12 protein-coding genes are annotated in these 12,088 nt (G+C 30.7%); 10 read left to right on the top strand and 2 right to left on the bottom strand.

Features of this window, described 5'->3' with window-relative positions; all coding sequences use genetic code 11:
- Positions 1 to 13 precede the first annotated feature (13 nt).
- From tsaB to P3X86_RS18875, 4 genes are all read left to right on the top strand, one after another.
- On the top strand, positions 14 to 715 hold the full coding sequence (gene tsaB, locus P3X86_RS18890) for a tRNA (adenosine(37)-N6)-threonylcarbamoyltransferase complex dimerization subunit type 1 TsaB (RefSeq protein ID WP_483294292.1): 702 nt from the start codon (positions 14 to 16) through the stop codon (positions 713 to 715).
- Positions 696 to 1,187 carry a ribosomal protein S18-alanine N-acetyltransferase gene (rimI, locus tag P3X86_RS18885; RefSeq protein WP_483294291.1) on the top strand — a complete coding sequence of 164 codons (492 nt, stop codon included), beginning with the start codon at positions 696 to 698 and terminating at the stop codon, positions 1,185 to 1,187. The genes tsaB and rimI overlap by 20 nt, the downstream gene beginning before the upstream one ends.
- A gap of 51 nt (positions 1,188 to 1,238) precedes the next feature.
- Complete coding sequence (locus P3X86_RS18880; RefSeq protein ID WP_483294290.1) at positions 1,239 to 2,000, top strand: Yip1 family protein; 762 nt, start codon at positions 1,239 to 1,241, stop codon at positions 1,998 to 2,000.
- 71 nt (positions 2,001 to 2,071) lie between these two features.
- Complete coding sequence (locus P3X86_RS18875) at positions 2,072 to 2,272, top strand: hypothetical protein (RefSeq protein WP_483294289.1); 201 nt, start codon at positions 2,072 to 2,074, stop codon at positions 2,270 to 2,272.
- A 71-nt stretch (positions 2,273 to 2,343) separates the two neighbouring features.
- On the opposite strand, the gene P3X86_RS18870 is transcribed toward P3X86_RS18875, so the two are convergent.
- A complete protein-coding gene (locus P3X86_RS18870) occupies positions 2,344 to 2,505 on the bottom strand; it encodes a hypothetical protein (protein ID WP_483294288.1) in 162 nt (53 codons plus the stop codon).
- Between the two features lie 166 nt (positions 2,506 to 2,671).
- On the opposite strand from P3X86_RS18870, the gene tsaD reads away from it, so the two are divergent.
- On the top strand, positions 2,672 to 3,688 hold the full coding sequence (tsaD, locus tag P3X86_RS18865) for a tRNA (adenosine(37)-N6)-threonylcarbamoyltransferase complex transferase subunit TsaD (RefSeq protein WP_483294287.1): 1,017 nt from the start codon (positions 2,672 to 2,674) through the stop codon (positions 3,686 to 3,688).
- A 161-nt stretch (positions 3,689 to 3,849) separates the two neighbouring features.
- Here the strand turns inward: tsaD and P3X86_RS18860 are convergent, their stop codons facing one another.
- Positions 3,850 to 5,760 carry an ABC-F family ATP-binding cassette domain-containing protein gene (locus P3X86_RS18860; RefSeq protein WP_483294286.1) on the bottom strand — a complete coding sequence of 637 codons (1,911 nt, stop codon included), beginning with the start codon at positions 5,758 to 5,760 and terminating at the stop codon, positions 3,850 to 3,852.
- A 594-nt stretch (positions 5,761 to 6,354) separates the two neighbouring features.
- Here P3X86_RS18860 and P3X86_RS18855 point away from each other — a divergent pair.
- The 5 genes from P3X86_RS18855 (at position 6,355) to P3X86_RS18835 (ending at position 11,915) form a co-directional block, all read left to right on the top strand.
- On the top strand, positions 6,355 to 6,999 hold the full coding sequence (locus P3X86_RS18855) for a redox-sensing transcriptional repressor Rex (protein ID WP_483294285.1): 645 nt from the start codon (positions 6,355 to 6,357) through the stop codon (positions 6,997 to 6,999).
- A gap of 84 nt (positions 7,000 to 7,083) precedes the next feature.
- Positions 7,084 to 7,905, top strand: coding sequence for an Asp23/Gls24 family envelope stress response protein (locus P3X86_RS18850; protein ID WP_483294284.1), 822 nt, complete (start codon positions 7,084 to 7,086; stop codon positions 7,903 to 7,905).
- 373 nt (positions 7,906 to 8,278) lie between these two features.
- A complete protein-coding gene (gdhA, locus tag P3X86_RS18845) occupies positions 8,279 to 9,625 on the top strand; it encodes an NADP-specific glutamate dehydrogenase (protein ID WP_483294283.1) in 1,347 nt (448 codons plus the stop codon).
- 194 nt (positions 9,626 to 9,819) lie between these two features.
- Positions 9,820 to 10,704 (top strand): DNA-3-methyladenine glycosylase family protein, encoded by an 885-nt coding sequence (locus P3X86_RS18840; protein WP_483294282.1) that lies wholly within the window; start codon positions 9,820 to 9,822, stop codon positions 10,702 to 10,704.
- 95 nt (positions 10,705 to 10,799) lie between these two features.
- A complete protein-coding gene (locus P3X86_RS18835) occupies positions 10,800 to 11,915 on the top strand; it encodes an AI-2E family transporter (RefSeq protein WP_483294281.1) in 1,116 nt (371 codons plus the stop codon).
- Positions 11,916 to 12,088 lie beyond the last annotated feature (173 nt).

Raw genomic sequence — 12,088 nt, 5'->3', positions numbered from 1 at the left:
GGAGTGATAAATCATGAAAATACTAGCAGTTGATACATCAAGTATAGTAGCTTCAGTTGCATTAATAGATGATGACAAGTTGCTTTGCGAGTATACAGTAAATTATAAAAGAACTCATTCAGAGACTATACTACCAATGATTAAAGAAGTGCTAGACTCTTGCCAATTGAAGACAGGTGATATTGATGTATTTGCCGTTTCAATAGGGCCGGGATCATTTACAGGCTTACGTATTGGTGTAGCGACAATCAAAGCATTAGCTCATAGTGTAGATAAACCAGTTGTTGGTATTCCTAGTATGGATTCAATGGCATATAATATGTTCAATTGTAATAGTTTGATAGTTCCGATGATGGATGCGAGAAGAGATAGAGTGTATACAGGAATCTACACATGGAGAGATAATAAATTTGAAGTTATAAAAGCTCAGGATGTAATAGAAATAGAGCAAATCCTTGATGATTTACGAGATAGAGATGAAGAAGTAATTATAAGTGGTGATGGTGGAGTAGTATATAGAGATATAATTAAAGAGAAACTAGGAGAAAAAGTAGTATTCTCACCAGCTTATGTAAATATGGCAAAGGCTTCATCATTAGCTCAGATGGCATTGGAGAGGGCAAAAAATAATCAACTTGAATCTTACTATGATTTAGTTCCAGAGTACTTAAGAAAATCTCAAGCTGAAAGAGAATATGAAGAAAAGAACAGGTGATAATATGAGCGACGTGACTATTAGAGAAATGATATTAAGCGATATAGAAGCAGTTTGTGAGATTGAGAATAAGTCATTTACAACACCTTGGTCTAAAAATGCGTTTATAGATGAAATAAAAAATAACAAATTAGCATACTACATAGTAATTAAATCAGGAAAATCAGTAGTAGGATATGCAGGAATGTGGCTCATATTGGACGAAGCACACATAACAAATGTAGCAATACATCCTAACTATAGAGGTAAAGGATTAGCAAATCATTTAATAAATGGTGTTTTAGATAGCTGTAAACAGAAAAAAATACAAAAAGTTACTTTAGAAGTAAGAGAGTATAACAAAACAGCTATATCACTATATAAAAAATTTGGTTTTTATGAGTTTGGAAAAAGAATAGGATATTATACGGATACAAAAGAAGATGCAATAATAATGTGGTTAGATATGGACTGTAATAATATTATTGACTAGAAATATGTAATAATGGTATATTAAAACTATTAGAATACGAGAGGTGATAGTGTGGATGATGAAAAAAACAGGATTCAAATAGAAGAAGATGAACCAGAGGTCATTTTTGACGATATGTATGATGATGATATATTCATAGAAGGTGAAAAACTAAGTCCTTTACAAAAGATTATTAAAGTTTTTACTAATCCAAACAAGGCATTCAGAAACTTAGCAGTACATACAGATTTGATAGTTCCTATGCTTATCGTTTTAATTGGGTTACCAATATTATCATTTTTGCTTCAAAATAAAGAGCAATTCATACAGATGATGATAGACGAATACCAAGCTAATAACATAGTACCGCCAACGGTAGACGCACTTAAAACACAATATTACACTACGAAATTGATGGTTGGATTAGGACCTATTCTTATATGGGTTGTTAAAGGTTTTATAGTTAGTGGATTTGGTCCAATGCTAGGAGGAAAAGAGAGGAAGTTTAAAGATACAATAGCTGTATTAGCGTACTCATACTTGCCCGTATTTGCTGGGCAAATAATAGTATCACTGATCTTATTTACGTCTAATGTTAGTCTAAACTTTAGTCTTGGAGCTCTTTTACCTAGTGCATACGATGGATCATTTCTTGAAGAATTCTTATCACAACTTAACCTATTTACAATTTGGTATCAAGCTTTAGCGATAGTAGGATTTTCTTACTTGTATGATCTTAAGAAAAGAATAGCAGCTATACCAGTACTAGCTACTTGGGGAGTGTGGATACTTATATATGCTGGTGCAAATAACTTAGTCAAAACGGCAATGTAAAAAACAATACTCTGAATAGAAATTCTAATAATAGAAAAAATATACCTATAAAATATTTTAGGAGGTATATTATGGCGAGTAATTCTCAACTAGAAAGAGTAGCACAAAGGTGTAGTAAATTTAATGCTGTTAGAAGCACAGGACTTTCTTCAAGTACAGGAGAAGAAACATCAAGAGTAACATGTAATAACTGTGAACATTTTGTAGATCATAAGTGTAATTTAGATTTAGTAGATGAGATATTAGTAAATATGGATGAAGGTACAGATTAAATCAATTAACAAATTATAAGCTTAAAAGGGGCAAACTCAGACTATGAGAGCCCCTTTTGTAGCACATAAGGTTATTTTTTCTTATGTTCGCCTTTATCCGATAAAAATTTAGTGCTAGTCGGATTTGGTTTATCCTTAATAATGTTGATGAAAGCTTCCTCAGTGCCACTAACAGTACTTAGCATACCATCTGGCATAATATTAGCTTTAGCAATATTATTTAGAACACTCATATACTCACTCCCAAACAAAGGCATATAATTATTTTCTGATAAAATAGAAAAACTATTAATTTAAAATATTCCATAACTGGGTTAGTTCATATCACCTTTACACTAGATACACAAAAGTGTATAATAAATTCTAGTCATAGTTAAGAATATAAATTCTCTAATAGGAGTGATTAAATTGCTAACACTTGCAATAGAAACATCATGCGATGAGACATCAGTAGCAGTTTTAGAAGATGGCAGGAAAATATTGTCAAATATTATAGCATCTCAAATAGATCTACATAAAAAATTTGGTGGAGTAGTGCCAGAAGTTGCATCAAGAAAACACATAGAGCAAATAGATACAGTTTTGCAACAAGCACTAGATGAAGCAAATGTTAAATTTAAAGATATAGATATTGTTGCTACTACATATGGACCAGGTTTAGTTGGGGCACTGTTGGTTGGGCTTTCTAGCGCAAAGGCACTAGCTTATTCATTAGAAAAACCACTAGTAGGTGTTAATCACATAGAAGGACATATATGTGCAAACTATATAGAAAATACACACTTAGAGCCACCATTTCTTTGTTTAGTTGTTTCTGGAGGACATACACACTTAGTACATGTAAAAGATTATACAAAGTACGAATTACTAGGGAGAACTAGAGATGATGCTGCAGGGGAAGCCTTTGATAAAATAGCAAGAGCTATGGGGTTGGGATATCCAGGAGGACCAATCATAGATAGATTGTCAGAGAAAGGTAGCAGTGATGCTATAGATTTTCCTAGAGCATATTTAGAACCAGATAGCTTAGATTTCAGTTTCAGTGGTCTAAAATCTGCAGTACTTAATTACTTAAATAGCAATAAACAGAAAAATAAAGAAATAAAAGTAGAAGATGTAGCAGCAAGTTTTCAAAAAGCCGTAGTTGATGTACTTGTGGATAAGACAATAAAAGCATCAAAGCTTAAGAACTTATCAACAATTGCGCTAGCGGGAGGTGTTGCATCTAATAGTGGATTAAGAAAACAAATGCAGGATAGATGTTTAAGTGAAGGACTAAAGCTAGTATGCCCAAGTAAGATATTGTGTACAGACAATGCAGCAATGATAGGATGTGCGGGATATTATAACTACTTAAATGGAAAGATATCAGATATAAGTCTTAACGGAGTTGCAAATTTAAAAATTGGTCAGTAATTTAATTGTATTAACAAAGTTATGCACAAAGTTATCCACAAAACAGATGGTAACTGTGCATAACTTTATACATTGTAGCAGTAAAATATCAATAATGTTGATAAAATTATGTGATTTTGTTGATAAAACTGTGGATAAATGGTGTATATTGTGGATAAAAATTAACTGCTTAATTCTACCCATTTTTCATACTCTTGTTCAAGGTCAGATTTAATATTTAATAAATCTTTATTTATTTGCGTGCTTTTAACAGGGTCATTATAAATATCTGGACTACATAGCAGATGTTCATATTCACTAATTTTGTTTTCTAGAAGAGCTATATTTTCTTCGAGTTTACTCAGTTGTTGCTTTTTAGCACGCTCTTTTTTCTCGAGTTCTTTTTGTTTTTTCCTATCCAGTTTCATTTGAGTTTTAGTGATACCAGTATTAATCGAATCATCATTGTTACTGCTAAGGAGTTTGCTTTTTTCAATATAGTAATCAAAGTTACCAAGGTATTCAGTTATTTTATCACTATTAAAATATAGTATTTTATCTACAACTTTATTTAAAAAGTATCTATCATGAGATATTACTAATACAGTTCCTTCATATTTTTTTAATGCATCTTCAAGAACTTCTTTGGAGTCAACATCTAAGTGATTTGTAGGCTCATCCATAAGTAGAAAATTCGATTTAGATAGCATTAATTTTAATAAAGCTAATCTTGCTTTCTCACCACCACTAAGAGAGCCAATCTCTTTAAATATATCATCTCCAGTGAAAAGGAACTGCGCTAAAATGCTTCTAATTTGAAAATGATCCATTAGAGGGTGTTCATCCCATATTTCATCTGCAATAGTCTTTTCAGTATTTAGATACTTCTGCTCTTGATCAAAATAACCAATATTAACATTAGCGCCTAAAGTATAATTTCCTGAACTAAGACTTGTAATACCCATTATGATTTTAAAGAGAGTAGATTTACCTATACCGTTAGGACCAATGATACCTACTTTTTCGCCTTTATATATATTAAAGTTTATACTGTCAAATAGCAGTTTACCATCATAATTTTTTTTCAAATCTTCTATGCGTAACACATCATTACCACTTTTCACACTTGGAGTAAACTTAAAAGAAGCTTTTTTTCTTTCGCTAGGATTTTTTAGCTCTTGCATTTTTTTAAGCATTTTTTCTCTACTTTGAGCTTGTCTTATTGCTCTTTTTCCACCCAAAGAAAGATTTTTTATTATTTCTTTTTGTCTATTCATTTCATTCTTTTGTTGTTCGAATTTTTTCTTTTCCAATTCAATTTCTTTTTTCCTTTTATCCATATAAGTGCTGTAGTTTCCGTTGTAGGATTTTAGCTCGGTATTTTCTAATTGAAGTATTCGAGAAACTACATTATCTAAAAAATACCTGTCATGAGAAATAATAATAACAGATCCCTTATAGTCTTTAAGATATTTTTCAAGCCAATCAATCGAATCCAAATCCAGATGATTAGTTGGTTCATCAAGCAAAAGAATATCAGGCTTTTGGAGCAATAATTTTGCGAGATATACTCTAGTTTTTTGTCCTCCACTAAGCTGGTTTATTGGTTTATAAAAATCACTACTATTAAAACCTAAACCAACCAAAACACCTTTAATTTGACTGTCGTATCCATATCCATTACTTTTCTCAAATTCATCAGTGAGCTTAGAGTATTTGTCAAGAAGCTTTTCAAATTCTTTAGAATCGTGATCCTGACTTTTTTCACTTATTTCATTTTCTAGGGATCTAAGTGTTTTCTCAAGTTCAATGACAGGTTTAAATATTTCAAGTAACTCATCATAAATATTCTTAGAACTATCTACGCTAGTGTGTTGCTTCATATAACCTATTTTTGATGTTTTAGATGTATATATTTGACCATCATCACTTGAAATTTTACCAGTCAATATATTAAACAATGTAGATTTACCAGCACCATTAATACCAATAAGGCCAATTTTCTCACCAGCATTAATAGAAAAAGTGACGTTATCTAAAATTTTGTCAGTTACATAAGTTTTGCTTATATTAGTACATGATAATACAATCATGATGTCCTCCTAAAACTAAAGCTTAAAATTCAGTGTTTCAACTTATATAATACATTAATATTAGTGTATTATGCAAATATAGAGCTTAAATTAAACAATTTTTAGTAAGATTATAGAAAAAACAATATATTAGTTGCCTTGAATTTGATTTTTTACTAAAATGTGGAGAGAACGCAATTTGCTTCTACTCTGAAAATAATATTTCATATTAAATTTTAATTTTTTTTAATATTCATATAGAAAACGTATAAGAATTGTATTATAATATGATGTAACTTAGATTATTTGATATTTGTAGATAGAAAGCAATGGACTGGTAACAGTAGTTTACATTGATATAATTTTGACAAGTGAATGATTATTATTTATTCATGCTGATTACATTGATATTATCACGAAACTACAATAAAATAGATAATATGCTTTGTCTAGTCATGAAGAAATATCATCAAAAAGATTGACTAAAACGTAAAGATTGTTTTATAATTAACACAAAAGTGTAAATAATTTAGTAATTTCATGATGATGTTAGTATTTTATTTCCTATTTTATATAAACTATAAAATAAGTGATAAAAGTAGAGAGGGATATTTTATGGCTAAAAACAATAAAGTTTCTATGGCGGTTGTTAGGAGATTACCTAAATATTACAGGTATTTATCAGACTTGAAAGAAAAGGATATTATGAGAATATCTTCTGGAGAGTTGAGTAAACTAACAGGATTTACCGCTTCACAAATTAGGCAAGATTTGAACAATTTTGGAGGTTTTGGACAACAAGGCTATGGATACAACGTAGAAGATCTCCATAGTCAACTTGGTAAAATATTAGGTCTAGATAGGACTTACGAAACTATTTTGATAGGGGCAGGTAACTTAGGTCAAGCAATAGCAAATTACAAAGGGTTTTTATCAGCAGGTTTTAGAGTAACTGCTTTATTTGACAAAAACCCAAAAATGATAGGTCTAAACATTAGAGGGATAAAGATTCATGATATAGATGAACTTGAAAGCTATATCGAAGCTAACAACATTGAAATAGGTATAATATGTACTCCTAAAGAAGGAAGTCAGGAGATAGCAGATATACTGGCAAATAATGGTGTAAAAGGTATTTGGAATTTTGCACCGACTGATTTAAAAGTGCCAGAAGGTGTAGTTATAGAGAATGTTCATTTAAACGAAAGTTTGTTTACACTATCATTTTTGATGAAGAACAGTGACCAAGGAGCTCTTTAAAGCTCCTTTAGGTTGTTTCAAAACTAGTGGATTTTGACTAAAGAAATTCAGTTTGAGACAACCTTTTTATTTAAGGAGGATACAATGAAGGTATTTGCATTAGTTGGTAAGAGTGGCACAGGAAAAAGCTATAAAGCTATGCTGGTGGCAAAAAAACATAACATACAATATATTATAGATGATGGATTATTAATTAAAGGAAATAAAATAATTACAGGTGTATCCGCAAAGAGTGAGAGCACAAAGATAAGTGCAACAAAAAGAGCTGTTTTTTTAGATGAAGACCATAAAGTAAGTGTACTAGATGCGCTGAGAATACAGCATCCAAAGAAACTACTAATATTAGGAACATCAATAAAAATGGTAAATAAAATAGCAGCTGCATTACACTTAGATAAGATAGATGAATTTATAGATATAAACGAAATATCTACAAAAGAAGAATTACAAGCAGCCCATAATTGTAGATTTAAGGAAGGAAAACATGTTATACCAGTGCCAACATTTGAGATAAAAAAAGACTTCTCAGGTTACTTTATAGATAAGTTAAAGATATTTAAGAAAAAAGGTAAAATAAATGAGCAATATATTGAAAAATCAGTAGTTAGGCCAACATATAGCTATTTGGGAAGATACACAATATCACAAAATGTTCTCAAGAATCTTATAAGAATTGCATGCACCAAGGTAGATGAAGTTGACAAATATGGTAATATTAGAGTACTTAGTAAAGCAGGGAGTATAGCAATAAAGCTAGATGTCATACTGTATTATGGAATGAATATATCCGAGATTATAGAAACTTTACAAAAGCAAATTATTAAAGAAATAGAACAAATGACATCATTAAATATATTGTCAGTAGACGTAAACATAAAAAAATTAAATATAAACAAAATAAAATAATTCAGTATTTTGCAAGAAATAAATAAATTCGATTCAGAAATGAAAGAAATACTTCATATGACTAATATTTAACATACTAATAAATATGTTTTTTTAACACTTAATATCTGTTGAAATAGCATATTTTTTGTTTTTTGAAAATGAATGAATTAGATATATAAATAATGATAACGACTTAAACATAATAACACCCTGCAAAAAAATTTTAGCATAAAAATAATGTTAAAAATGATTAATAAAAAAACGTTTACAAAGAAATTAGCCTGTGTTATTATTACAGTGTAAAGAAGGGGTAAAGTTTTTTATAGTAAGGAAAACATTTTCAAAACATAAGGAAGTTAAAAATTTAACAATTTATAGGGAGGTCATTACAATGTCCAACACTTATATTCAAGAAGTATTTGAAAGAGTAAAGCAAAGAAATGCACATGAACCGGAGTTTTTACAAGCTGTAGAAGAAGTTTTAAATTCATTAGGACCAGTTTTAGAAAAACACCCAGAATACGTAGAGGCAAATCTTTTAGACAGATTCTGTGAGCCTGAAAGACAAATAATGTTTAAAGTACCTTGGTATGATGATAATGGTAAACTTCATGTAAACAGAGGATTTAGAGTACAATTTAATGGAGCTATTGGACCTTATAAAGGAGGACTAAGATTCCATCCATCAGTTTACATTGGTATAGTTAAATTTTTAGGATTTGAGCAAATATTAAAGAATGCATTAACAGGACTTCCAATAGGCGGAGGTAAAGGAGGATCTGACTTTGACCCTAGAGGTAGATCAGATGCAGAGATATTAAGATTCTGCCAAAGCTTTATGACAGAGCTTTATAGACACATAGGTCCAGATGTTGACGTTCCAGCAGGAGATATGGGAGTTGGAGCAAGAGAAATAGGATATCTATACGGACAATACAGAAGAATCAGAGGAGCATTTGAAAACGGAGTATTAACAGGAAAAGGCTTATCTTACGGTGGAAGTTTAATAAGACCAGAAGCTACAGGATTTGGTTGTACTTATTTCTGTCAAGAAATGTTAAAGCATGAAGGAGAAACTTTTGAAGGCAAAACAGTTGCATTATCAGGTTTTGGTAATGTTGCATGGGGCGCTGCATTAAAGATAACAGAATTAGGTGGAAAAGTTGTAACGCTTTCTGGCCCAGACGGATACATATACGATCCAGAAGGAGTTTCAGGAGAGAAAATAGAGTATATGCTTGAGCTAAGAGCATCAGGTAGAGATAAAATAGAAGATTATGCTAAGACGTTTGGTGTAGAATTCTTTGCAGGTAAGAAGCCTTGGGAAGTTAAAGTTGATATAGCTATGCCATGTGCTACACAAAACGAAATATTAATAGATGATGCTAAGACAATGGTAGCAAATGGAGTTAAATATCTATCAGAAGGTTCAAACATGCCAACAACAAACGATGCAATAGAGTATTTACAAGCAAATGGAGTAATCATCGGACCTGCTAAGGCAGCAAATGCAGGTGGAGTTGCTACATCAGCGTTAGAAATGAGCCAAAACAGCATGAGATACTCATGGACAGCAGAAGAAGTAGATGCTAAATTACATCAAATAATGATTAACATCCATGACAACGCTATGAAAGCAGCAGAAGATTATGGATTTGGATATAACCTAGTTGCAGGTGCTAACATCGCAGGTTTTGTTAAAGTTGCAGATGCTATGGTTAAGCAAGGTTCTTACTAGAAATTAATATCTGAATAAAATATAGATAATAAAAACCGCCGTAAGGCGGTTTTTTAGATTAATGACAAAGTAATTAGGATAGCAGGCTTAAAACTTGCTATAAGACGGTTTTTATGCTTTAATGAAACAATATATTTTTAACATCTAAATAATTGGGTATAATCATAACATAAAATAGATATAGAGGTGATAACTTGAAAAATTTAGATATACAGCAAACAGATAATGGAGTGATAGTAAAAAACATAAAGAACTTTGTGCCAAAGCACACTTTTGATTGTGGACAATGTTTTAGATGGAATGAAGAAGATGATGGTAGTTATACAGGAGTTGCGTATGATAGAGTAATAAATATGAAATTAGATAATAACATATTATATATAGATAACTGTAATATAGAAGACTTCAATAATATATGGGTGGAATATTTTGACTTTAATAGAAACTATGATGAAATAAAGAAAGAACTTAGCAAAGACAATGTACTTGCACATGCAATGAAGTTTGGCAAAGGTATTCGAATATTAAATCAAGATCCTTTCGAGACACTTATCTCATTTATTATATCTGCTAACAATGGTATTAGTAGAATAAAAAAAAGTATAGAATATTTGAGTATGAAATATGGTGAGAAAATTGGTGAATATAAAGGTAAAGAATATTATAGCTTTCCAAATGCTGAGGTGTTAGAAAAAATAAGAGCGGAGAATTTACGTGAGAGTGGAGTTGGTTATAGAGCTAGCTATATATTTAATACAGCAGTAGTAGTTGCATCAAAGCAAATGGATATATATAACCTTAAAAACCTTTCAACAGAAGATGCTAGAAAAGAATTAATGTTACTTGCAGGAGTTGGGCCAAAAGTAGCTGATTGTATAATGTTGTTTTCTATTGGTAAACATGATGCATTTCCAATAGATGTATGGGTAAAAAGGGTCATGGAATATTTCTATTTGCCAAAAGACAGTTCATTAAAATATATACAGAAATATGGTCAGGACAAATTCGGAAAGTATGCAGGCTTTGCACAGCAGTATTTATTCTATTATGCGAGAGAAGCAAAGTTAGGCAAAAAATAATTACAAAAGCGTATGTTGTAATAATAATGTAGTGATTATTATATATAGATTATGTTATAATAATGTAAATACATTATAGTAGGAGAGAGAGTCATATGGATAATAAAAAAATCAAGATACCATATTTGAACATTGTGCCAGTAGCTGTAATTATCATGCTATTATACAAGATAGTAAACAACGATAATGTGGCACCAATGTTTTATAAAATAATAAACCCATTTTTAGGAGGATTTTTGATAGCATACATATTAAATCCCTTCATAAGAATGTTAGAAAAGAAACTTAAGTGCAAGAGGGTACTAAGTATAACTATCTCATATCTATTAGTTCTTGGATTAGTTATATTCATAATTATAATAGCAGTACCAAAAATATATAATAACTTTGTTGAGTTAGCAAAAAATTTGCCAGACTTCATAAATGAAATGAGGGACTTTTTAAAGAATGACATAAATAATATCGAATTGCTTCAAAAATATAACATAGCAGAATATATTGACAATGCCATAGCTAATTTGGGCAAAACTGGCAATATAGCTAAACTTATGGATTATGCAGGTCAAGGAATAGGTAGCATAGCATCAACAGCCTTAGGTTTCACGCATGTGATGTTTAATTTAATGGTGAACAGTATAATAGCTATATTTTTGCTGTATAACAAAGAAGATTTTGTCAAAGGATTGAAAAGAATGTTATTTGCATTTATGGACAATAAAAATGCAAATAAAACATTAGCTATATATAAAGAGATAGATGACACATTCTCAAGATTCTTAATTGGTAAGATACTAGATTCAGCTATTATAGGAGTAATATGTTTTGTATTATTGCTTATTACAGGGAACCCGTATGCGTTGATACTTTCTACAATAGTAGGGATAACAAACATGATACCATACTTTGGACCATTCATTGGTGCAGGGCCTGCAATACTCATAACATTGTTTGTAAGTCCTATCAAAGCATTATGGACAGCATTGATTATATTAGGGCTTCAACAATTTGATGGATGGATACTAGGACCAAAGATATTAGGAGATCAAGTTGGTATAAAACCGTTTTGGATAATAACGGGTATACTAATAGGTGGAGCGTTGTTTGGTTTAGTAGGAATGTTTATAGGAGCACCTTTAATAGCAGTTATTAAAATCTTTATAGAAAGAATAATAAAAAGAAGGCTTGATAGCAAAGGTATGGCAGATATGTAATAGATAGAAATAAAGAGGAAATAAATAAAAAACTTAGAAAAACGAACATAATCAAGCATAATCAGGTATCACACTAAAAAATGGTTAAGTATGACATTTGATTGATGATGCTTGATTATGTAACATTATACATGTAATTATTAGCACTCAAGTGTAACGAGTGCTAATAGATA

The organism is Abyssisolibacter sp. ZYX002 (assembly GCF_056892235.1).
Note: the sequence above shows the minus strand (reverse complement) of the source record. Positions and strands in the feature narration are given on the sequence as shown.

What these genes read in the sequence shown, in the direction of transcription:
- tsaB (WP_483294292.1), top strand. Translation starts at nt 14, where the DNA reads ATGAAAATACTAGCAGTTGATACATCAAGTATAGTAGCTTCAGTTGCA.
- P3X86_RS18870 (WP_483294288.1), bottom strand. Translation starts at nt 2,505, where the DNA reads ATGAGTGTTCTAAATAATATTGCTAAAGCTAATATTATGCCAGATGGT.
- P3X86_RS18855 (WP_483294285.1), top strand. Translation starts at nt 6,355, where the DNA reads ATGGCTAAAAACAATAAAGTTTCTATGGCGGTTGTTAGGAGATTACCT.
- P3X86_RS18850 (WP_483294284.1), top strand. Translation starts at nt 7,084, where the DNA reads ATGAAGGTATTTGCATTAGTTGGTAAGAGTGGCACAGGAAAAAGCTAT.
- P3X86_RS18835 (WP_483294281.1), top strand. Translation starts at nt 10,800, where the DNA reads ATGGATAATAAAAAAATCAAGATACCATATTTGAACATTGTGCCAGTA.
- rimI (WP_483294291.1), top strand. Translation starts at nt 696, where the DNA reads ATGAAGAAAAGAACAGGTGATAATATGAGCGACGTGACTATTAGAGAA.
- P3X86_RS18875 (WP_483294289.1), top strand. Translation starts at nt 2,072, where the DNA reads ATGGCGAGTAATTCTCAACTAGAAAGAGTAGCACAAAGGTGTAGTAAA.
- P3X86_RS18860 (WP_483294286.1), bottom strand. Translation starts at nt 5,760, where the DNA reads ATGATTGTATTATCATGTACTAATATAAGCAAAACTTATGTAACTGAC.
- gdhA (WP_483294283.1), top strand. Translation starts at nt 8,279, where the DNA reads ATGTCCAACACTTATATTCAAGAAGTATTTGAAAGAGTAAAGCAAAGA.